14 protein-coding genes are annotated in these 22,724 nt (G+C 58.7%); 2 read left to right on the forward strand and 12 right to left on the reverse strand.

Going from position 1 to position 22,724, the window contains the following annotated elements; all coding sequences use genetic code 11:
- On the forward strand, positions 1 to 279 hold a 279-nt coding region (locus tag PLU72_18130; GenBank protein HOT30101.1), incomplete at its 5' end, for a hypothetical protein.
- Between the two features lie 60 nt (positions 280 to 339).
- Here the strand turns inward: PLU72_18130 and PLU72_18135 are convergent.
- The gene (locus PLU72_18135; protein ID HOT30102.1) at positions 340 to 1,941 is read right to left on the reverse strand and encodes a hypothetical protein; all 1,602 of its coding nucleotides are present in this window, start codon (positions 1,939 to 1,941) and stop codon (positions 340 to 342) included.
- 124 nt (positions 1,942 to 2,065) lie between these two features.
- Between PLU72_18135 and PLU72_18140 the strand changes: the two genes are divergently transcribed.
- The gene (locus PLU72_18140; GenBank protein ID HOT30103.1) at positions 2,066 to 4,630 is read left to right on the forward strand and encodes a hypothetical protein; all 2,565 of its coding nucleotides are present in this window, start codon (positions 2,066 to 2,068) and stop codon (positions 4,628 to 4,630) included.
- A 29-nt stretch (positions 4,631 to 4,659) separates the two neighbouring features.
- On the opposite strand, the gene PLU72_18145 is transcribed toward PLU72_18140, so the two are convergent.
- The 11 genes from PLU72_18145 to PLU72_18195 all read right to left on the reverse strand — a co-directional run bounded on the left by PLU72_18145 (position 4,660) and on the right by PLU72_18195 (position 22,620).
- Complete coding sequence (locus tag PLU72_18145) at positions 4,660 to 5,853, reverse strand: hypothetical protein (protein ID HOT30104.1); 1,194 nt, start codon at positions 5,851 to 5,853, stop codon at positions 4,660 to 4,662.
- A 54-nt stretch (positions 5,854 to 5,907) separates the two neighbouring features.
- The gene (locus PLU72_18150; protein HOT30105.1) at positions 5,908 to 7,764 is read right to left on the reverse strand and encodes a hypothetical protein; all 1,857 of its coding nucleotides are present in this window, start codon (positions 7,762 to 7,764) and stop codon (positions 5,908 to 5,910) included.
- 70 nt (positions 7,765 to 7,834) lie between these two features.
- Entirely contained in the window at positions 7,835 to 8,533 is a 699-nt protein-coding gene (locus PLU72_18155; GenBank protein HOT30106.1) for a M23 family metallopeptidase, read from the reverse strand.
- 23 nt (positions 8,534 to 8,556) lie between these two features.
- The gene (locus tag PLU72_18160) at positions 8,557 to 10,311 is read right to left on the reverse strand and encodes a hypothetical protein (protein ID HOT30107.1); all 1,755 of its coding nucleotides are present in this window, start codon (positions 10,309 to 10,311) and stop codon (positions 8,557 to 8,559) included.
- 92 nt (positions 10,312 to 10,403) lie between these two features.
- Positions 10,404 to 11,489, reverse strand: coding sequence for a hypothetical protein (locus PLU72_18165; protein ID HOT30108.1), 1,086 nt, complete (start codon positions 11,487 to 11,489; stop codon positions 10,404 to 10,406).
- A gap of 29 nt (positions 11,490 to 11,518) precedes the next feature.
- Positions 11,519 to 12,688, reverse strand: a complete 1,170-nt coding sequence (locus tag PLU72_18170; protein ID HOT30109.1) for a nicotinate-nicotinamide nucleotide adenylyltransferase — start codon at positions 12,686 to 12,688, stop codon at positions 11,519 to 11,521.
- Between the two features lie 11 nt (positions 12,689 to 12,699).
- Positions 12,700 to 13,797 carry a DUF4105 domain-containing protein gene (locus PLU72_18175; protein ID HOT30110.1) on the reverse strand — a complete coding sequence of 366 codons (1,098 nt, stop codon included), beginning with the start codon at positions 13,795 to 13,797 and terminating at the stop codon, positions 12,700 to 12,702.
- Positions 13,798 to 13,813: 16 nt separating this feature from the next.
- Entirely contained in the window at positions 13,814 to 14,863 is a 1,050-nt protein-coding gene (locus tag PLU72_18180; protein HOT30111.1) for a hypothetical protein, read from the reverse strand.
- Between the two features lie 252 nt (positions 14,864 to 15,115).
- Positions 15,116 to 15,418 carry a hypothetical protein gene (locus PLU72_18185; GenBank protein ID HOT30112.1) on the reverse strand — a complete coding sequence of 101 codons (303 nt, stop codon included), beginning with the start codon at positions 15,416 to 15,418 and terminating at the stop codon, positions 15,116 to 15,118.
- Between the two features lie 48 nt (positions 15,419 to 15,466).
- The gene (locus PLU72_18190) at positions 15,467 to 17,128 is read right to left on the reverse strand and encodes a M36 family metallopeptidase (protein HOT30113.1); all 1,662 of its coding nucleotides are present in this window, start codon (positions 17,126 to 17,128) and stop codon (positions 15,467 to 15,469) included.
- A 116-nt stretch (positions 17,129 to 17,244) separates the two neighbouring features.
- Positions 17,245 to 22,620, reverse strand: a complete 5,376-nt coding sequence (locus PLU72_18195) for a PAS domain-containing protein (protein HOT30114.1) — start codon at positions 22,618 to 22,620, stop codon at positions 17,245 to 17,247.
- Positions 22,621 to 22,724 lie beyond the last annotated feature (104 nt).

Raw genomic sequence — 22,724 nt, forward strand, 5'->3', positions numbered from 1 at the left:
AAGCGGTTCCTAAAATTCAGACGTCAGGTGGGCGTACACCGGAAATGTCGGATGTACTTCCCGAACACCGAGATCGAACGCGCCGAAGCCGTCATCAAACGGTACCGCGACGAACTCGCCTCGCGCACGTTCACCAAGCACGGCCTGAAAACGTCGATGTGTTTCGGCCTCACCTCGGTGAAGAACGACGACACCACGGCCACGATGATCGAGCGCGTCACCTACGCCCTCTACGAAGCCCGCCGCAACGGCCCGGCCAGCATCGCGATCAAGGAGTGAAGTAAAAGCAATTGACGACGTGGCCTCTTTTGAGTCCCACACCGCCAATTGTTTTATTCGCTATTTTTTAAGAGCAAATATTGTTATGCCGTTATTCATTTGAAATCCAATTTGGAGAGCGTTCCCATCTCCCCCACCCTTGAATTCCAACATGCAACATGCAAGCGGCATAAGGGTAATTGATCTAGGGGATAGATTCGCATTCAAAATCTGGTTGTTCAGTATATTATTAATGGGTCCCGTCAGAGTAACAGAATCCAACCCCGGCCCAAACCGATATGGGATATTCCATTCAATATCATTGAACTCATAATCGTTTGTATCATTTGGCGTGTTCAAATACATCGCGAGCATCCATTCGACATAAATCGTTTCAAAAGATTTTACTGTTACGCCCTCGACCGCTTCCATGCCTGTTTTCGAACTAGCATATAATGCTTTGATCGCACTTGGGTATGCTTCGGCAAGCCACTCACCGAAGAGGGCAACCTGGCCGTATTGGGCTTCGCTCCCCCATCCGTCATTCTGAACAAGCGGAACCTGGTTCATACTTTCAAAGTATTGCTGAATGAGAGTCGCTTTTGATTGATTCATCTCATTTGTCACTTTGAAACCGCAGGCACTCTCTGCATACGCCGAAAGTGTTTCGTTTAGCCAGTCGTCATTCGAAGGAAGGCCTTTCTTTATTCTCTTCGAATAGAAGATCATGTGCTGAAATTCATGCGCCATCGTACTTTGCATTATTTCAGGCGTCAGTCTCATTGGGCCATCCATACGAAAATTCAAATAAAATATTTTCTTTTGGTTGGTAATGGATGGCGTGATGCGTTCAGGCGGATATAAATCACCTGAATAAAAAAAACCAGCAAGCCTATCATCAAATTGATTCATAATAGGTGTAATCAAAACGTAAATATCTTTACCAAGGTCTATACCCGTCGTATTATCGCCAGCTTGAAGTTCCTCTCCAAACGAATTATGCATTATTTCATATATATTATTCCAACCGCTGATGATATCATCGTAATATCTCGTCACGGTTGAATTGCTTGCTATTGTTTGATCAACATAAAACCGCAAATATCCCCCCGTCGAGCCTGGCAAAGATTCTGAACGGTAAAGTTTGCCAGTTACATTATTCGAATCAACCCCATTGTATACCTTAAAAACTAATGTCGTTTCATCGGTAGAAAGACGTTTTGATCCACGAAAAGATGAACTCCACGTATCATGTGGTATTTCGGAATTCTTTCTTTCAAGAGAACGCAATCCAGCATGAAATTGTGAAGCACGATCGTAATTCCCGTTTCTAACATTTCGCCTAGGCGTTGAGACAAAAGATGCGGTAAAAGGTTGATTGGCTGAGAGAATGATAGTTTGTGAGGAAGATGTAAAGTTCGCAAGTAAAATCGCCGCGGTACTATTGCTTGAAAAACTATTAATCGAAATAGACGTGGCGTCAGGAGCAACGGGCCATCCTGATGTGGTAAAGCCCGTGGGTGGCGTCAGTTGTGAAAAATCGAGAGGTCCATTGATTCCCTCCCAGCCGGAGTCGGGACTCAGTAATCCGCCACCGCCGCCACCGCCGCCTCCGCAGCCGAAGGTAAGGAGAGAGGCGGCGAGAAGAACGCTTCCAAAGAGTGAGCGAAGGGACTGTTTCATACGTCAGACGGCTCCGGGAATTCAAATTCTTGGCGCAGCTCGGCATCTCTGAGATGACCGATCATACGAAGAGTATACCACAGAGGTCTTGACGGCCCTTCCGACGGTTCGTAGAATTGCGTACATGATGAAGCTGAAATCACACATCTTTCTCGTCTGGCTGCTGATCTTTTCGCTCGTCGCGCAAGGGTATGCGCCGCTGCTGGCGCAGACTCCGGACGCGCTCCAGGCCGCGAACGAGCGGTATCAGTCGACGTACAGAAGTTATTCGACGGCCGTCTCCTCGGGAGCCCCGATCGAAGAAATCCAGTCGAAGTTCAACGCCTACATGGAGGCGTATTCCCAGTATCAGCGTCTCGTCGCGCAGTCGCGCGGCGGGGCCCAGGTGACCGATGCCCCTGAAACCCAGGTCGAACCGACCCCGCAGACGACCGGTTCGGGGCAACCCTCTTCCGATCAATCGTCCCTAGGCCAGATCGCGTCTTCCGCGAGCACGCTCATCACCACGACGGTGCCGCAGACGGCCAAGGGCTGGTTCGGGAAGATGTTCAGCGCCCTCAAGGAAAAGTTCCTCGGGAAAGAGGGCTCGAAAGAGATGCCTCTGCTCGAGAAGATCGCCTGGAACATCGGCAAAGCGATCGTTCCCTCGTTCGCGGTCATGCTGGCGACGGCCCTGCTCGCCCCCCTTTCACCCGTTGCGATGATCATCGGCGGCATCGTCGTCGGTGCTGCGATGGGCGGCGTCATGACGTATGCCTACGAAAAGCGCATGAACGCGAAATACCGCGACGTCCCCAAGGAAGACCTGAAGATCTGGCGCGACGTCACGGTCAGCGCTGCCGTCGAAGCCGTGATGGCCCCGTTCAACCTGATGACGGGCGGCCTGTTCGGCACCGTCGGCCCCACCGTCGGGTCTGCGATCACCCGCGTCGCCCTCACCCAGGCGGCCATCGGTTTCACGGGCAGCGCTGTGTCGTCCGGCGTCGGCGGCGTCGTGAAGAACCTCTGGGCGAAAAACGTGTTCCACTACCCCGAAAAAATTGCATCCGCCGAGGCCCGGATCGACGCGATTCTCGAGTCGCACGTAAGATCGGGCCTGCCCCTGACGGCCAGCGAAACCCTCGAACTCAACAAACTCCGCGCCGACATCGACACGATGAAGGGCGAAAGCTACTCGGCCGAAGACTTCACCAAGGATCTCAAGCGCGCCGCCCTCAGTTCCGTCATCACGGGGTTCGCGGGATCCGTCATCTCAGACAAGATGTACACCTACGACAAGGGGCGCTGGGCCGACCGGCTTTCGGTGAAGGTGTTCGGCTCGACCGCCCAGGGAAAAGCCTTGTCGAGCCTCGTCTCGACGATTCCCACGAACTTCGTCAGCGGCATGGCCGGGGCGGAGCTCGAAAAGCAGTTCATCAACACCGACATCGACGAGGTGCGCGCCGAACGGAATGCGTATCCGCCGGGAACCGCGGCATACGAGTATTACAACACCGTCATCGCGGGCCTCGAAAACAAGAAAGACGCGATCAAGCCTATGGAAGCCGGTTTGAACACTGTCGCCAACAGCCTGGCCGTTCGGGCAGGCCAGTTGTCGGTGCAAGCCCTCAAATACAACCTCTATGACGCCCCCAAGGCCCGCAAGGCGGCCATCGAAGATCTCTACCGCCTCCAGAACGAAGACTGGAAAAAAGCGAACACGCTGTATGAAAAATACCAGGCCATCGTCGAGAAGAAGCCGAATATCACCTCCTATCGAAACCCCATCAACTATGCAAAAGCGCTTCAGGCCTACAATTCGAAAGTCTCCGCGGCACGCCAGGAATGGATGGAACAGTGCGTCATCGCCCAGAACAACGAGCAGCTCCCCGCGAACGTGACCGCGAAACAGGAGATCTCCCAGAAGTTCGACCGCGATCTCAAGCTCAACCAGATGCTCGAACTCGGCAAGCTCTCGGGCGGCGAAAAGCACGTCGAAGCCATGATGGAAATCCTGAAGGCGAACAACCCCGAGTATGCCGCCCTTCCCGCCGATCAGCTTCGCTACAAGGCGATCACGGCGATCGCGAAGTCATACGACGACAAGTATGCCCAATGCACCCAGAAAGTGACATCCCTGAACGATACGCTTCAGAAATACAAAGATTACAAAGCCGGCAAGATCCAGCTCACGGAAGACGAAGCGCGGGTTCTCGACGGGCGGCGCGCCCTGATCAGCCCCTCGCAATACAAGGCCGCGCTCGTCGAACAGAAGGTGTATGAAATGAAGTCGCAAAACGTCCGTTGGGACGTCGTCAAAATGCGTATGCCCGAACTTCTCGCCGAGGCCGAGCGTGAAACCCTCAACACCTACGGCGGCTGGAACGGCGTCCTCATCTCCGAGATGTATGCGAACGGGCTGGCCCGCTACAAATACGACCCCGAAGGACGGGTAAACTTCGCCGCCGAAATGAAGAAACTCCTCGCGAAAATCCCCGGCATGGTCGAGTCCGGCATCATCAACGATTACAAGAAAGACGTGAATTCGGCGATCACCAACACCGTTCTGCCCAAGAACACCTCCGACAACGTGATCGAGAATTTCATGGGCACCTTCGCCAAATCAGCCATCACGAGCGGCACCGGCAGCGCCATCGACACCGTCTACTCGGCAACGAAGGAACAGATTCTCGCCGGCTTCAAGCGCTGAGCTGACGCCTCCTCACCTCTTCCGTCGCGTCACTGGACGAACAGGACGTCGAGGATTCCCAGGTATTTCTGCGCGATCCAGGAGCCTTCCTGGCGCGCCTTGAACTCGAGCGGGGCGCGGAGTTTCGCGACGTAGGGTTCCCAGAAGCCGCGTTTGAGCGGGGGAACGCGCTGGATGTAGATGACGAGCCGCTGGATCGAGGAGTAGTCGTCTTTTTGGGCTTCTGCGGCCACCTGCTGTTCGAGCCACTCCGCCTGGTGCTCGCCGGGGGAATAGGTTCCCAGCAGCCAGCCTTCGATCTTCGCGAAACGGTCGCGGTACATGCCGGCCTCGAAGGCGTTCAGGCCGAAATCGAGCAGGCTGCCGACCGCCTTCCCGGTGATCGCCACCAGGACCGCTCCGAGAGCGATGTTTCCGAACATGGGCAGCGAACAGACGGCGGCGCCGACGCCCGCTCCGACCGCCCCCTGGGCCGCGGCGACGGCGGCGTTGCGGGCGAGGCCGAGGCCGAAGTTCACGGCGAACCCGGTGATCTCGCCCAGGCCGATGTGTGCCATGATGCGACTGCCGGTCACCTGGCCGTCGAGAAGCAGTTCGTCGAAGAACTTTTTCGCCGACCGGCGTGTCAGGAAGTTGAACAGTTTCGGGAAGAATTTCTTCGTCACATACTGAACCTGCGCCTGTGGGATCTGGTTCAGGATCTGCAGAAACGCGTCGGATTCGAACAGGCCGACGTGGCTCAATCCCGCACCGACGACGGCCATGCCGATCATGCGGATGCATTCGTCGACCTTGACCTCGAGCGTCGTCGTGAACCCGACATTCACGACCTTGCCGTCGGCGATTTCCGAAAACCCGGCAGGAAGCTGAAACTTGAGGAAGCCTCTGCATTCGGGCCGTTGCGGCAACGGCATCTCGCTCGGAAAGTGTTTCGCGATCCAGTATTTGAGGGTCCAGCCGATGACGTTGAGGTTGCCGTCGATCACGAGCTTCAGCCGGGTGTTCCCTTCCGAAAAGGCGGACGAGGAAAGTTTGATCTGGAACTCGCCCTGGCCGGCCTGGTTGATCACCAGGAAGATTCGCTGCAAGCCGAAGAGAATCCCCTTCCCCGCCCGCTCGTGGATCTGCTCCGGCGAGACGCCCGCGAGGACGGCGCCGGGCTGGCACGCGAGGAAGCACAGCGTCATCATCAGGATCAGGGAGATCGATGCGCATCGTTTCATGGACGACACTCCTTTTTCGCGGCAACAATATATCATATTATATTATGTTATATATCAATCGATTTGTCTGGGCCGGGACAACAGCAGGCCTTCCGGATGCGCCGTGGTTTCATCCTTCCGGACAAGCCGGGAAAGAGGATTGATCATCCCGCGCACGACCGGCATCTCGACGCCGTCGGGCGTCTGGATCCTGATCGTCAGGCTGGGATTGCAGGACTCGAGCGTATCCCCTTCTTCCGTCAGGTCGAACGCCCGCACAAGATCGTTACGCCGGGCAAGGAGCTTCTCAACGCCGAGCTGCTGGGCATAGGCCGGCCATCCGCTGTCGGCGAACACGCGCTCGAGATCCTGACGGCGCAGGGCGGCGATCCTCCGGGCCATCCATCGCGCATCGGCCCAGGTGCAGTTGCGCCAGCAGTCGGGAAGAAAGATCGGATGCGTCTTCATGAACTGCGTTTTGAAGACTTCTCCAACGCAGTTTGGCGAGAGCGTGGAAAGGCAACCGGAGGAATACGGTCCGGCAAACGACGCTCCCATGTCGGAAAGGAACTCGACGTACCGCGAAAACGCCCCGGTGTTTGGGTCGAGCAGAAGACCACCCCTGGTGTTGTCCTCCTTCACGTCGGGATTGTTGATCCAGGTGTTGAAAACGACGGAGCTTCGGGCGACCCGGTCGTCGAGGGACGCTCCCCGGTTCAGGTCCACCCCTCCGAGGCGTTTGAGGGCCGGATTGTCTATGGTGAGCTGGCACTCCTTGAACGCGAGATAGATGCAGCCGAGATACTTCGCGTCCAGGGATTCCCGTTCGATCATCGCCTCGTCGACGCGACCGGTTCCGAGACGCGCCCCGTTTTCACTCGTGAGGATGGGTGCATCGGCAATATATCTCTCGAGATGGAACTTGTAACTCGATTTCAGCAGAAGCGACTCGAGTTCCTCACGGGTCGACGGAGCGGACCGATCGGCGGATTTCGGAAGGATCAGCAGCGATTCTCCGGGGCCTGACCAGAATTTCGGATCGACGTACGTCGCGCCGAGTTCCATCGCAAGCCGCGTGGCGACGACATCCGAGTGGACCTCGTCTCCCCATTTCATTTTCCAGGAGATCCCATACCGGTCCTTGACCTTGATCTTGGGCGAACTCGCGTCGGTTTTCAATTCGTCGAAAAACAGGATGCGGCGTGCGTAGGCAAAGTCGAACCGCTCGGCTTTCTTCCCGGTCTTCCGGATCAACCGCGTGAGATCAGCGAGAAAGGCCGAGTAATGATCTCCGGGGGTCACGGGTCTGAGCGCCGGGTGATCCGCCACCGGTTCGAGACGTGACACCTCGACGGCGTTCATGGAAGCCATTTCTTCGATCGAAACCGGCTTCCCCGTTCCGGGGCGGGTGAGCCTCGCGGCTTCGAGCATCGCGCGCGATCTTCCCAGCGGCCGATTCGGATCAGGGGTGCGGGTCGTAAGCTTGAGTGGGCCGAACAGGAGGTTGCCGCCGCATTTCCATCCCAGGACGAGCATGGGAGGATCGGCATACGGATCCATCTGTGCCCGGGTAGAGTATCGAAGGCGCTGAAGCCGGCCGAACGACGGTTCCAGTCGTTCAGGAGCCTCTCCCGCATCCACCCGCCGGACGAGGTCGGCAGCGGTCGTCTCCATCAGGGCGATGGCCACCATGATCGGATGCTTTTCGATCTTTTCACGGTTGCCATCGTATTTTTTCGAAAGCTGCGCATCAGCCTCGCTGCGGTCGCGAGAAAGCAGTTCTCGAAATTCGCGGATGGACGCACGCGTGCATGGCACGAACCGGAACTCCCCGACCGCCTCGAAATCAGCCCGGCATGGAAGCCATGGACACAAGACCAGGAAAACGGCGAACGCCGTCATAACTACTTTCCGATATATATCATTCGTCATTATCATCGTCTCCCCTGCGTGGTGCAGACATTCTTCGGAAGGTTCGCAGATCCACCGATGTATCGAAGCCTCAGTCTTCGCTCGGGTTCGGCGTTCGTTCGGATTTCGGCGGAAAACACTTCGTGGGATCGAGCACGAGTTCGAAACTCTGGGCCGGTTTCGAAGGCACGAAGAAGGACGTTTTGTATCCGACCTCGAAATGGAGGTGCCGCGTCTCGCTTCGGCCCGAATTGCCCATCTCGCCCAGAACGTCGCCCGGGATGACGGTATCGCCGACCTTGCATGTGACCGTGCCCGGCGCGAGATGCGCATACCGTGTGTAAATCCCGTTGCCGTGATAGACCACGACGTGATTCCCCCAGCCGGCGCCGGCTTCGCGAAGCGACGTGTTGTGCTGGAACATGGAACTCTGTGGGGCGCCTGTCCTCACGTAGGCGATCGTCCCCTTATCCGCGGCCACCACGGGAACGTGCTTCACGGCGGGGTCGTCATGGACGAAATCGATTCCCTCGTGACTGGCCGGGTTCTCTGGCTTTCCCGAGAAGGCGACACGATAAGTCGAAATGCTCGGCAGTTCGTTCATGCGCCACGACAGCTGGTTGGGAAACGCAGCGGCTGCGGTCTGGACAGGAGACGTTTCCTGGAGCGTCGTAGAATGGAAGGGGGGAGCGGGATGCTCGGTATAGTAATCCGCCGCGCTGGACGGACAAACGCACAGGAAGAGGGAAAGAACGACAGGAATCACCTGTCTGATGCAAAACGAAGCCATGACGCGCAAAGACCTCCAAGCGTTCAGCGAGCTGTCGGGGATGTCGGGGCCATCGGGGTGATATCAGGAATCAATCCCCCGATCTGACAGGCGAGAATGCTCCACATCGGATATTTCATATCTGCAGATATATGCAGCAGATTGTCATTCCCTTTTCTCGGAAAAACGGAATTGCGCGAGAGCAGGGCATTGATGATCTCCGCGACGGCGTTCGGGTTCCGCGTCGCCAGCGGATTATTGAAAAATTCACGCCAGTTGCCCTGCGCGAGGCCGAACGCCGTGATGCAGGTTTTCACGTGGCGAACGAGCAGGAGAAGACGCAGATATCTCTTCACCTCGTCAGCGTTCGTATCGGCTGCCTTCAGCCACTCCTTCACCTTTCCCGTTTTGGCGATCGTCTCCTCGAAGGTTCGCAAGGCGCTGAAAAGGGCGCAATGGGAATCCTGAACACAGGATATATCGGGCCGAACGCTCGAAATCCCGCTGCCGGCTCCCGTGCGGTACACGGCGTGCATTTTTTCGAACTGCCGGCGGAGCCCGTTCCATGGCTGCACGACCCATCCTCCGAAATCGTAGGGTTCGAGTTCGGGAATGCGAACGATCGTGTCGGAAATGGGAATCGTGTACATCCAGCCACGACGCAGGCTTCCGGTGTAATCATGCCACTTGACCCGTCCCGAAACGATATTTTCCCGGTTATGGGCGTAACACTGCCAATACTCGATATCGAACCGCGGTTCACCCGTGAAGGGGCACGGGACAACGACGGCCTGCCCGAATGCGAAGTGGCCCGTCACGAGACCAAGGACTTTGCCCCCTTTTTCCTTCGGATGTTCACGCCAGCCGAACAGATGAATCAGGAGGCCCCGCTCGCCTGCTCGCCAGGCGTGATCTCTTCCGGGCAGCAGCTCCGTTACCCGTGCCAGACCGGGCGCGAGGTCGGCCAGATGTTCGTGCGACACGTATTCCTTCACAGCTTTCGCCCCGCAGACGGTGCGGTCGGCCTGAATCTGCATGAGCGCGCGCGGCTCGAGGGCTTCGACGCTGAACGCGCCGTTCACGTGACGTCCGTAAATATACCAGCCGTTCTTGTTGAGATGTGACGCTTCAATTCCGGCCGTCGAGGACCTGGCGACGGGGGTGTTCGATCGGCTGAAGAACGTTCGTGGAATCGAGACGGTTTCGGCCGGCCCGGAAAAGTCTCCGGAATCCGGATTGAAATGCGTGACGCGATATCCATCTTCGCCGACGGGCTCGTCGAATCTCACGAGGGCCATCTTTGATCCGCAAATCTGCACGGGTTCTTCGGTTATCCGCAGGACATCCCCGTCGAGAACGGGGCGTTCAAGCAGGACCGTCATCTCACCCGGTCTCGAGCCTGCAAGCGATTCGAGGGGACTGACCTGTTTCCACCCGTTGAGCGCTACGGGAAGATAGATGCCGTCCTCCATCGCCTTCGCAAGACGCCTGGGATCGATCGAAAGATCGAAGCGCAGCTTCTGGAACCATTGATCCCAGGGTTTGGTCGTATCCCATCGGACCCAGAGAATCCTGCCGACAAGCTCCGGAAGAGGGCTGTTTTCCACCTTGAACGGAACCCCTCCCGCGGGATCTCTCTGGTCATGCTTCGGGAGCAAGAGCCGGCCCGTCCATTCGCCGATCGGCTTGTATGAGTTCTCAGAGCCATTCCGGCTCATTTCTTCTGCACCGGCAAAGGATGGAACCGGCAGAAGGAGGCACGACAGAATCGCGCACACAAGCAATGGCAGCCTCTTCATGAACGTCTCCTTATTTACCACTATATATATCACTATCTTTGCGGCTACGCCGACTCGCGTCGAAGGATCGAGGCTTGTCAAGACACCGGCAGTCAGGGGAGCTTCAGCAGGGTGCGAAGGGTCGCACATGTCCGCTGCCATTCGTGGTGGATGGGCTTGAGCAGGCTGGCCCGGCGCCGGGCCTCGTCGACCGAGAACGGTTCGCCGTTCTCGTAGATCACGTCGGCATACCGCATGAATCCGTCGGCGACGGCGAACGAGACGCCGGTGGTGACCGGAAGTCGCCACCAGTCTTTCTGAGGCGGATCGACCGGCCTCGTCTCGACGTTCCCGAGGGGCGATGCGAGATCGGCGCCCGGAAGCCCGGCGAACCGCAGCGCCCGATGGACGATCTCGGTGCAGTACAACGGCACCTGGAGAGTCGAAAGCCGGTAGAAGATCTGCCCCTGTTCGTTGCGCCGGATGCCCGTTTCGGCTTCCGCGAGCGAGAACCGCTTGTCGTAGGGGGAAAGGCGGTACACGTGATACGCCAGATACGCCGCGACCAGCCGCCGCTTCGCCTCATCGAGGCCGCGGGGCCGAAGCACCTTCATCACCTTCGTGCAGTATGCCCCCGAAGGGAACCGCAGGTAATCGCCGAGCTGCATGGCGAAGACGTAGGAGTCGCCGCGGATCCGGCTGAACTCCGAGGAGACGACATACCACCCGGCGGGGTCGATCGCCGGCATGGCTTCCCAGGATTTCACGCGGCGGCCGCCGGCCGCGGCAGACAGGACCACCGTCTTGAGACCGAGGGGACGCGGCATGCGCCTGTCCCCCACCCTGCCGGTCAGCTTCCGCAACTCGGCGTCGAGTTCCCTTCCGGAGACCACCACGCCGGCGTGAACGAAGCGGGTGTTCGGCATCAGCGTTCCGAACACGGCATAGATCTGGGGAAACGCCAGGTTGTTCTCGATGATGATATCGCCCGTCCGGACCGACGAGAGAATCCGGTCGATATCGGTCGGAACCGGCTCCTGCTCGAGATGCGGATTGACGATCGAGTCACCGATCCGCTGGATGGGCCCGGAGATGAACACCTGGTCCCAGCGGTCCTGGGCGGCAGCCCCCTCCTGCGCGGGGACGCCGGCAGCGGTCGCCAGGATGAGAACCAGGGCCAGAAGGATTCTTGGGCTCATGGGTTTCCCCTCGATCTCGGCATGAAGCGTCAGTTCGAGGCCGGCTGGACGGGAACCAGGACCGTCAGCCTCTCGAACGGGATCTGGAAACGGGCGAACTGGTACCGCACCTCTTCCACGAGGCCGGCAAAGCGCTCCTGAGCGTATAACCCCGTGATGAAGAGGTGCCAGTCGCTCCCCTGACGACCGAAGAACAGCATCGGACGATCATCTCCTTCGGGCGGCACGTAGCCGTACAGCGTGCGCCACCCTTGCGTCTCGAGCCAGTCGAGCGCGTCCGTCGTGGGCGACTGGAAGAGGACGACCTGCATCGCCCGCTTTTCGAGCAACGGCGCGAGCGCGGCGGGGAAGTCGCTGCATCCTTCCCGGATCCAGCCCTCGGCCGCGGAAGGGGGCAGCATGCTTTCGAGATGCGCCGGCGCGAAGACGGTGTCGGTGGTCGGCCCATGAAGCAGAACCGGCTTGGCAAGATACCCCTCGGGTTCGAAGCCGGCGAGAAGCTCCCGTGTCAGAGGAGCGGCCGGAAGGCCGTACAACCCTTCGCGACGGATGTAGGTGAGAACGGATGCGGGGATCTCGTCGGAACCGGGTTCGATGCCCCGCCTGAGGAGGGCCCGGAGATCGCTTCCCGACAGGTTGGGCACCTTCACCCCAAGCCGAACCAGCTTCCCTTCTCTTTCCAAGGCTTTGATTGAGGGATCGCGATATTGCGGAACGTCTTCCCGCGGGAAGACGACCAGCGTCCGGCGTTCGTTCTTTCCGGGGAGCTGGCGGCGCGCGACGAGCTTTTTCAGGGCGTCTTCCCCGACGATCTGGAACAGCTCGTCGTTTTCCGAGCCGCGTTCCCTGATCGCCTCGCGCATCGCCTCGAAGAGGTTGTTCGGTTTGCGCGAGGCGACGGCTTTCAGGTCGACTTCGCTGAAGGCTTCGAGGCCGGCGATGTCGCCTGCCAGCAGCCGGATCATGGCTATCCTGTTCCCGAGCGGCGAGACCTCGGACCGGTCGACGGGCTCGGGCACGGGAAGCATGTAGACCTTCCCGAGGTCGAGCCGCCTCCTCGCCTCTTCGATCATAGTCACCATGCCTTGGTGGGGCGGATCGAAGGTGCCGAGAAAAACGCCGATTTTCTCCGCCTGCGCGGAAGGCAGGAATGCGGCGAGCAGACAAAGAGCCGCAAGAAACGGACGCATGATCGTCATCGCACGCCTCATCATCTGAACACCGGCCTTACGGGCGGGCAGAGGACGTTCGAGGCGCTTCTCGGGAACACGTTCTTGAAGTTCGAGGCATTCACCTCTGGCAGAGGCTCGCCAAGCAGACCTCGTTTCATCAGCATCTTCGGAACCGAGATGGGCATCGTGGCCTTCAAGTTATAGACCATCGAGGGAATCCACCAGAGATTGATTCTTTGAGATTCGGGGAGAACGCGGTTGAGCAGCACAATAAGATTGTTTGTACAATTATTCGTGACGGTATTGTAATACTCGCCCTGCCGGTTCACGGTCGCCTGGAGAATGGCCTCGGCGGCAAGGGAGCATACCTGGCTCTGGGTGAGCTTCAGGGGATACAAAAACAGCCGTTCTTTCTGCACGTCGCACGACTGGGTTGTGTAGTCTTCCCAAGTTCCGAGAATCCAGGAAGAGCCAAACGTGTTCTTGAGACCATCCTTGAGCGAATAACTCTGGTTGGTCCGCTGATAGGCTTCGATGCTCAGGAACATGCCATCGGACTCTTCCCCCGTCTCATTGATCATCCCGCCCTTTTTGAACGTGAAGAGCATCAGCGCATGCGCGGCAATCCACTCCGGTGGGAAGGGCTTGAGAACGAAATACGCTCGATCGACCTTCGAGGTATCGATCGTCGCCTTCACGAATCTGAAGTTCTCGTTATTCCTCTCCTGGCCCGGCAGGTAGCCCCAACGAACGTCCTGCACCTTGTATATCGGGGTGCTGTGAGAGAGAAGCTTCGCCGGCCGCTGGTGGGCCTTGAACGGGGGCAATACGACGGCGTCTTGCGCGAGCGGCGCAAGGCCGATCGAGGTTACCTTCAAGTCCGTGATCTGGTCGGCCTGCCTGGCCGAGCCTTCGACGACGACGTTCTTGCCGTCGTACGGTCTGACCCTCGTGACGTCGATGCCGGTCAGGTTGAAAATGCGACCGTCACCAGTCCGCAGGATGACGAAGACCCCCTGGGTGTGATTCACGATCGACGGGATGCCCGTGACCCGGTAATTGACCTGCGCCGAAACGGGCAGGGCGTAGACGAGACAGGCCAGAAGCAGGGCGATAACGCACAGTCGCTTGTTCATCGATTCGTTTCTCCCTTCATCTCATGCTTATACTTGCAGCTATACTTTGAAATCGTTCCAGAAGTCCCTGAGATACAGCCTTGAAATTGAGATCGACCATTCCCGCGATCGCCTCCCTCACGGTAGGCGGCGGATCGTTCTGATACACCACGGCTCCCCCGCACATCAGGACGTCGGCGGTGATGAAGGGAGAATCGATTTTCTGAAGCACGCTCCGGGGCATTCGAGGAATTTTCGAGAGCGCTCCGGAAATGGCCTTTTTCATTTTTGTGGTGGGAATCTCGATTCCCGCCTCCCTGAGAGCTCTGTATACCAATTCGGTGCAGTAGAGCGGGACGGGAGCCGCGGTCATGTCGAACATCAGTTCCCCATTCTGGAGGCGGGAAATGGCCGTTTCGGTTTCGGTGGAAACGAAGCCCATGTCGTAGGTCGTCTTCTTGATCGCGTGATAGGTCAGATATTTCGCCAGGATGCGCACAAGGCCCTGCGTCGCGAGCCGGGGCCTGATGAGCCGGATGTGCTTCGTCGGATACCCGATGGCCGGGTCGACGAGATAATCCTTCAAATTCAGGGCGACGATCCTGCTGATCGAGGTGTTGACGGTCACTTCGGGCGTGACGACGTAGATGCCCTTCGGATCGATCGGATAGGGAAACCAGTCGTATACCTTCTTCACCTTGCCATCGACGATGCGGGGCGGAGCTCCCCTGTAATACGCATGCAGCGTAACGGCGGATTGCGGACTGATTTCCTCGGCAAGGCTCTTGAGCATATGGCCCTTGATGATCATCCCCGCGTGAACGAACCTGCAGTCGGGAATGAGCGAGCCGATCATCGCATACCATTGCGGAAACGCGCGGTTGTTCTCGATGATGATGTCGCCGGTTTCCGCCATGTCCCAGACGGCCTTCGCGTCGAGCCCGATGTTCGGAGGATTCGGCACCGAGGAAATATAGAACTCGATGACCTTGTCAAGCGGGGAAGCCTGCGCCGGGATCGCCGCGGCGAGTATTCCGAAAAGCAGGAAGAGGACGAGAACGCAATGACGCCCTTGGTTTTGTTTCATGAAGGACCTCCCGTACAAGTGCTCTTTACCCGCAAGTATGTCATACCGATCAGAAATTCGCCAATCATTGTTCTCCCGCGAGGGGGCGCTGTATCGGATTCTCGTCGATGAACGTCAATCCCAGGCGGGATCGAGCGCCCAGCATCCGAGCGCAGACAGGACCATCGCGGCAATTCCCAGAATTTTTGTGAAACCCTTCATGGTCATATCTCCAGCTCTTTATTATATATTAGATATTATACTTTCTCTCGATCAGTCTTTGTACAGCCGAATGGCGCCTTTGTTGGTTCCGTAGAAGATGGTCGTCCGGAAGAGTTCATCCATGATCACCTTGTAGGTGACGGGCTTCAGATACTGAACGTTTATTTCGACGGAATTGTCACCAAAATTTTGATTTTCGCGTAGTTGGTCGCCGTATTCGATGACCAGGCGCACCTCCCCGCCTTCGTTGAGGGTCCGCATCAACTCGTCGAAACTCCGTATCAGGTCGTCCGGCTCCGCAAAACCCGGAACGCACGCCAGTAGCATCGCCATCAGAAGAAACACCTTTTTCACGTTTCCCTCCCGGAAATATTGTCTGCTTCCTGAACCGTTTCGCGAGATTCAGGGCTTTTCGTGTATTGCACGGAAGCGGCGAAGCCGCTCGAGATCGCGGCCGTCGAGGATGACCGCCGCGGCGGAACCGCTCATGATGCCGCGTTTCGCAAACACATCGGTGATGACGGCACGATGCTCACCGGCGAACTGAGCCGTATCGGCGGCGAGAATCGCGTTGACGCCTTCAGCGAACGTCGGCTCACCGGGATTCAGATACGAGAAGCTCGCGTACACGAGCCGGTTCGTGATCTCCGGCCCGAGGACCGCCCGGAGATCCCACAGCGCGCATCCCCAGATGCGCCCGTCGTGATGCACCTCGCCGATGATGTCTTCCGGGTAATGACGCGTGTCGCGCAGGTCGCGGATCTCCTTCAGTTCGGTCTTCGAGCTGATCCACTCGCCGATGCGGGGTTCGCCGGAGAGGCTGCAGGCGAAATAATCGGCCTGGCCCTCGTGCATCGCCCCGGCTTCCTTGCGGTAATACAATTCCACGATCTCGTTGAGCATGCCATGGGAATATTCGTGGTAGATGATCGCTTCCTCTTTGGCGAAATCGTTGAACCTGTCGCCGTCGCCGAAATACATCTTCCGCTCCTTGGGGCTGTAGAAGGCGTTGTCGAACTTCGTCCTGAAATGGACCGTCGTCCAGAGAGAAAAATCGAGCTTGTTGAATCCCATGCCCGAAAAGAAATCATGAGCGCGGGTGACGTGATGGTAGGCGTTCACCTCGTCGAAATGCGTGTCTTCAGGGGCGAATTCATACACGGCCGTGCTGCTGGTGGCTTCGGGTCCCTGCGCGTTCACTGCGTAACAGTAGTCGCCTGCAAGGTCGTTGCGCATCAGGTAGGGAAGCTCGACGCGTTCGAGATCGCCCGCAAGCGGATGATGCGGGTAGGCCAGGCCCTGGCCGGAAAAGAAGAACATCTGGTTCCGGCGGTCGAGCTCGCGGCCGGTTTCGGCGTCGATCAGCACCACCCAGTCTCCGAGCGGCTCCGCGGCCGGAATGCCGACTTCCCAGGCCTGAAGGGTTTCGTCGCCCCGGCAGCATATCAGTCGGGCGGCGGTCGGCCTTCCCCGAACGTCGCGGACGCCGAGATGCCGGCGTGCAGCCGCTATCGCCTCCCGCTCGCCCAGAACGAGACGGTTCGCGGGTTCGGACGTATCGGGCACGGAGCCGTTGGCGAGAACGACTTCGCCGGCTCGGTTCATGTGAATGGAAATGTCCGAACCCTCGACCGGCACTTCCTGAAGTGCCACCTTGAAAAACACATGGCTGGAGGCCGCATCTTCGACCACCTTCACGGTATCGAGACGTGCCCCGCCACGTTCAAGCCGAAGGTTGAACAGCCGGGCATGCCCTTCGACGAACCGCCGGGCAATCGCCTCGGGCATGCCGCGAACCGGTTTTGAAAGGCGCCCGAAAAGGCTTCGCACGGCCTTTCCGTCCTCCGACGCGACCGCGCGGACGAGGCCGGCGGACAAGTCGTCCGATACGACGATCGCTTCGGCGAGAAGCGGTGCCATCGATCCTCCTGCGAGGGCCTCGCCCCTTCGCGACTCCGAGACAGGCGTCGTGGGCGATTGCAGAAAGGCGGCGGCGGGAACGGAAACCGAGACAACGGCACAGATGGCCGCGAAGACGAGAAGATTCCGAGAGCCCGTTTTCATAGTTCGTCCTTCCAAAAATGGGTGGTCGGTCAACCGAACCAGCTGATAACGGGAAAATCCTCGCAGACGTTACATACATTTGTTTTTTTTTCACAGGAACACCATCTCAGATCGCATCATCGTTTCGGGATGCAACACTGGTTTTCCAGAGGGAAATGCACATGAAACGTCGTTCCGTGCCCGGGCCTGGTTTCGACCACAATCCCGCCGTCGTGCTGTTTCACGATGCCGAAGACGGAAGGCAGTCCGAGACCGGTGCCCTGCCCGGCGGGTTTCGTCGTGAAGAACGGCTCGTAGATCCTGGCCAGCGTCGAGTCATCCATGCCGATCCCGGTATCGCGAACGGTCACGCGGGCATACCACTCGTCTCGGGCCCAATCGTATTTCGCGCGGAATGCCGCGTCCGCCCGAAAAGCCGAAAGCACGATCGAGAGACGCCCTCCGTCCGGCATCGCGTCCCGGGCATTCACGATGAGATTGACGAGCACGAGATCGATCTGGCCCGGATCACCGCCGATGATCAGCGGGTCAGGGCAGAGATCGGTTTCGATCGCGATCCGCTTCGTCACCAACCGGCCGAGGAGCCCCAACGAGTTTCGGAGATGGTCGTTCAAGACGATGGACACATTCTGCGGGGGCTGATTCCGGCTGAAGAGCAGAAGGCGCTTCGTCAGGTCCGAACCCCGTTCGACGGCCTGTTTCATATCCCGAAGAATCTTGAGTTCTTCAGGATCGGGGTTCCTGAAGAGAAGAATTTCGGCACAGGCCGCCACGACCTGGAGAAGATTGTTGAAATCATGGGCCACGCCTCCAGCGAGTCGACCGAGGGCTTCGAGTTTTTCCGACTGTTTCACCCGCTCCGACAACACCTGCTGTTCCGTCATGTCGATATTGAAGCCGCACATGCGAACCGGCTTGTTTTCGGCATCACGCTCGATGACCTTTCCGATCGCGAGAACGGTCGTCCAGCCTCCCGCCTTCGATCGCATGCGATACGTGTTTTCATACTGGCCGCTTTTGCCATCGAGGTGCTCCTGCACCTTCGAGATCGTCTTCGCCCGGTCGTCATCGTGAATTTGGGCCGACCACCAGTCGAACGTCGGAACGATTTCATCCGGATCGTATCCGAGCATCGTCGACCATCGCTCGTTCACGTCGAGCGCGTTCGTCCGGATATCCCAGTTCCAGAACGCGAGATTCGCCGCCTGGATTGCCAGCGAGAGGCGTTCCTTGTCCTCGTTCGACTCGGCGAGAAGCCGCTCGTTCTCGGTGAAGGCGAGCGCCTGTGAACTCAGAATCGATGGCCACAGGAGCCTGTCGATCGAGAAGGCGTCTTTCGCGAAGGCGTTTTCGAAATACGCGACCCCCGTCAGGGTGTCCCCGAACCCGATCGGGATGCAGGCGAAGGATTTCGCATTCGACACGTTCCAGTACGGATCGCTCGGAAACGTTTTGGGCGGGCAGTCCCGCTCGACGATCCGTTCTCCGGTTCTGAGAACGTAGTTCACGACGCTCTCCGGGAAACGGCCGTCTTCCGGAAGGGGGTTGCCGGCTGTTTCCGCGCCCTGCCATGCGGCCGCCGGCAGCGGCGTGTTCCCGGAGACGCGGAAAACGATCACTCGTCCGGCGCCAGAGAACATGGCGGCAAGCTGGAGCAGGGCCGTCCGGTCCGAATGGCTGCCCGGCGGAAGATCCGGTTTCGCCGGCGTCGGAGCGAGGGGCGAGCCGAAGATCGCATGGATTTCCGGAATGTGGAAACCGCGAAGTTTCGCTTCCGCCCCCCACGAGCGATAGGCCTGTTCGGCCCGGCTTTCGTAGGCTTCGGCCGCGAACACGAGGCGCTCGGCTCTCAGCATCCCGCCCATCCGTTCGCAGGCCAGCGCCTCGATATGCGGGAACTGCTGCTTTCGCGCTTCATGAATCGCAAGATCGTACAGCCGGCCGGCTTCGACGATCTCCCCCGTCAGCCTCGACCGTTCGGCCGAAACGAGGGCCAGGCGGCCGGAGAAGTTCTCGGGGCAGGAATCCGACCAGTGCCGGAGATGACCGATGCAGTCGGACATCCCCGCGAGCAGTTCCCGTCGTTCCGGGCCGTCCGGGAGACTGCCGGCTTTCGCGGCGAGGATCAGGCCGCGGAAGAAGACGTAGATCGTCACTTCCATGTTCCAGCGGTCGGAGTATTCTATTTCGTCAGCTATCTTTAATGTCTCGAAGGCTTCGTCGTATCGGCCGAGGAGATACCGCGACGCCATTTTCCAGATGTAGTACCAGAAGATCATCAGGATCATCTGGCTGCCGGAAATGCGCTTTTCGAAAGCAGCCTCGTCGAAGTCGTCCCCGTTGAGGGTTCCCGCGGGAGCGGTCTTTCCCTGCATGGCCAGCACGAACCTCCGCTGGCTGGTGAGGATCGCCTCGATGTTCTCGTCGCCCGCGGTTTGGACGAAGGCGAGCAGGCGTTCCGACTCGTTCCAGACGTCGTCCAGCGGGTCGCCCGCGATGATCATATTCGTCAGGATATGGTTGCAGGCGTAGCAGGCATGGATCAGATCGCCGTTTTCGATGCCCGTTTTGAATGCCTGGTCGAGATAGGCCCGATCGGTACGAAGGGGTTGCCGGTAGAAATTCACGATATCGCCGAAAAACAGGCATGCCTTGGCATACAGGCCGCCGATATTCCGGGAGACGACCAGGTCGTAGCCGGCCTTCGCGTATTCGAAACCTTCCTGATACCTCGCATACCGGCGGTCGACCAGCATCATCCCCCACCAGATGAATGCGTAGGCGGACTCGCGGGCAATCCCGCATTTGAGACTCCGCTCGACCATCCAGGCCACGATCCCGTGCATCAGATGCTGCTGGTAAAACTGCGCCGGGAGGATCATCGTCGCGAGGATATCGAGAACCGCCTCCAGCACGTCGTCATTCATGTCCGGCAGATCGAGCAGGTCCGGATGCGTCATCGCCTTCCGGGCTTCGTCGACGACCTCGATCCAGTGCGTCATGTCGGCTTCGAATGTATTTGTCGTTATATTGTATCCGGTATCTCCGAGAGCCTCGAACCCGAGGTTCAGGGCCCCAAGCATGTCGCCCTGGGTCACGGAAATATTGCAGAGCAGACGCCAGGCTCCGGCCTTTTCGAGGAACGAGCGGCCCGTGCGCACCAGGCGATCGAGGGTCCTGACGGCCTGGTCGGGTTTTCCGGCGAGATACTGCGCTTCGCCCATGAGAAGATGCAGCTCGCGGCTCGTATCGACGAATTCGGCGGATTCGCCGAACGGCTCGAGAAGGCTCAGAGCACAGGTCGAGTATGAAATGGTCGCGAGCGGGGCGGCCGTCGTTCGCGCCGATACGGCGGCTTCCGTGAGGAGATGGATCCAGGCGTGCCGCTCCCGGTCGGATGCCGGTTGGAGTCCGGGCCTGAGAAGATACGCGGCCGCCGAGAACAGGGCCCCGGCCGTTCCGTCGTATTCGCTGACCATGGCTCGCGCGACAGCCAGGTGCATGTCGCCGGTCACCTCGGGCGCCAGAAGAAGAACGGCCGCCTGTTGAATGCGGTCGTGAGCGAACCGGAACCGGCTGCCGCCGGCCGAGACGAGAAATCCCTCGTGCCTGAGGCCGCGCAGAATCTCGTTCGTTTCGGCCGATGCCGTTCTCATCGCGGTCTGAAAGGTGTTCGTGTCGAACTCGTTCCCGAAACACCCGGCAATCTCGATGGCGCGACGGGATGCGTCGGGAAGAGCGGAAAGTCGTTGGCAGAGGAGATCGACGACACTTCCGGCTTGGTTCATCGACTCGATCGCGGCGAGATTCCACTGCCACGAACCGTCTGAAAACGTCAGATTCCCGTCGGTTTTCAGCTTCTCGAAGAATTGCCTGAGATGAAACGGATTTCCGCCGGTACGGGCGTGTGCGAGTTCGGCGATCCGGTGGACCTCCCGAACATCCTGTCCGAATGAGCTTCGCAACAACTGCCGCACATCTTCGATATCGAGATCGTTCATCTTCAGCTCGACCGGGGCCTCTTCCCCGGTCGGCAATGCGGTGAGAATCTCAGGAAAGGCCGCCGTGTGCGAGGTGTCCTCGGTTCGGTAGGCGAGAACCAGGAACGGGCCCTGGCCCCTGTTTTCCTTGTCATGCAGGAGAGCGGAAAGGATATCTGAGCTGAGTCGATCGATCCACTGGACGTCATCAAAAAAGAGAAACAATGGCCGTTCCCGGCTCGAACAGACCTTGAAGAAAACGCTCCAGGCACGGATGGTTCGGCCTTTCACCTCGGTGGGATCGAACCCCGCCGGACTCTCATGAATCCCGAGGAGTTTTTCGAGTAACGGGACATGGGATGTGAGAAAGCACGCGTTCTTCCCGAGCGTCTGGAGAAGCCGCTCCTTCCAGGCTACCACCCCGCCGCCGGCACCTCCGAGCACATCGCGGCAGATGCCTTCCGCGATCTGGATGAATCCGGCGCCGGGCCGCTCGAGATGCGCCTGGTCGAATTTGCATCGCGCAAGATATCCCCGCTCCAGAATCTTCGGAAGAAGGCACTGCTGAAAAAACACGGTCTTTCCGCTTCCGGGCAGTCCGGTGATGAGAAGAGGCGATCGCTGATGCCCGGCATTCATCGCATGAATCCAGCCGAGCCCTTTCTCCGACTCCGCCGAACGGCCGAGGAGTTCACCGGGCACGGGAAGAGGCGCCGCACGATCGAGGCGCCCCAGCGGAAACTCCGGGATGACTCCTGAACGAACGAACTCGTCACGCATCGCGAGAACATCTGCAAGAAGACCCTGCGAACTCTGATATCGCTCATCCGGATTCTTGGCCAGCAATTTTTGAACGAGACGGCCTATCTGCGGCTGGCGATCGCAACAGGTGCCGGCGAGAGCCGGAACAGGCAGGGCGATGTGAACATGGGAACATTCGAGCATCGTCCGCGGAAGGAACGGCGGTTTTCCCGCGATGAGCTCGTAGATGATCGCTCCGACGGCATACAGATCGGATCTGCGATCGACGTGCGGTGATTCCGTTCTGACCTGTTCGGGTGACAGGTAGGGCCAGCACTCGGGTTCGAGCGGCATTTCCCGGGTTTCGAACAATCTCCTGCGATCTTCGTCCCTGAAGGCGATCCCGGAAAACCGCGTCGTTCCGTCGGCATGGTTAAACCAGATCCTGGCGGGATTCAGCCGACCATGGACGAATCCGGATGAGTGAAGGGCATCGAGAGCGGAAATGACGCTGACGGCAATATTGAGAACCTGCAACGCCGGCAAGGGCTTTCCGCAGATCGTGGCGAGAAGAACACCCAGGGGATGATCCGATGCGAGGATGGGGCCCGTTTCCGTTTCGTGAAGACTCTCGGGAACGATCAGCTCGGGCGGGGCATCCGAAGGCCGGCTCATGAAAAGGCGCCGGAGTCCCAGGGCTTCCTCGGATGCGAGAGATTCCGACCTCGCGGCCATCTCGAACATCAATCGCCTGTTGTCGGAGCCGACCACGGGCGATCCTGAGGGAAAGCCCCCTCCAGATATCCTCTTCAATGACAAATTCTTGTGTCTGAATCTGCTTCACGCTCTTATCGGAAACGGTACCTGAGAATTTC

It is taken from the genome of Candidatus Ozemobacteraceae bacterium, from assembly GCA_035373905.1.
GTDB lineage: Bacteria > Muiribacteriota > Ozemobacteria > Ozemobacterales > Ozemobacteraceae > MWAR01.

What these genes read in the sequence shown, in the direction of transcription:
- PLU72_18160 (HOT30107.1), bottom strand. Translation starts at nt 10,311, where the DNA reads ATGAAGAGGCTGCCATTGCTTGTGTGCGCGATTCTGTCGTGCCTCCTT.
- PLU72_18140 (HOT30103.1), top strand. Translation starts at nt 2,066, where the DNA reads ATGATGAAGCTGAAATCACACATCTTTCTCGTCTGGCTGCTGATCTTT.
- PLU72_18180 (HOT30111.1), bottom strand. Translation starts at nt 14,863, where the DNA reads ATGAAACAAAACCAAGGGCGTCATTGCGTTCTCGTCCTCTTCCTGCTT.
- PLU72_18170 (HOT30109.1), bottom strand. Translation starts at nt 12,688, where the DNA reads ATGACGATCATGCGTCCGTTTCTTGCGGCTCTTTGTCTGCTCGCCGCA.
- PLU72_18175 (HOT30110.1), bottom strand. Translation starts at nt 13,797, where the DNA reads ATGAACAAGCGACTGTGCGTTATCGCCCTGCTTCTGGCCTGTCTCGTC.
- PLU72_18145 (HOT30104.1), bottom strand. Translation starts at nt 5,853, where the DNA reads ATGAAACGATGCGCATCGATCTCCCTGATCCTGATGATGACGCTGTGC.
- PLU72_18165 (HOT30108.1), bottom strand. Translation starts at nt 11,489, where the DNA reads ATGAGCCCAAGAATCCTTCTGGCCCTGGTTCTCATCCTGGCGACCGCT.
- PLU72_18135 (HOT30102.1), bottom strand. Translation starts at nt 1,941, where the DNA reads ATGAAACAGTCCCTTCGCTCACTCTTTGGAAGCGTTCTTCTCGCCGCC.
- PLU72_18155 (HOT30106.1), bottom strand. Translation starts at nt 8,533, where the DNA reads ATGGCTTCGTTTTGCATCAGACAGGTGATTCCTGTCGTTCTTTCCCTC.
- PLU72_18150 (HOT30105.1), bottom strand. Translation starts at nt 7,764, where the DNA reads ATGACGAATGATATATATCGGAAAGTAGTTATGACGGCGTTCGCCGTT.
- PLU72_18190 (HOT30113.1), bottom strand. Translation starts at nt 17,128, where the DNA reads ATGAAAACGGGCTCTCGGAATCTTCTCGTCTTCGCGGCCATCTGTGCC.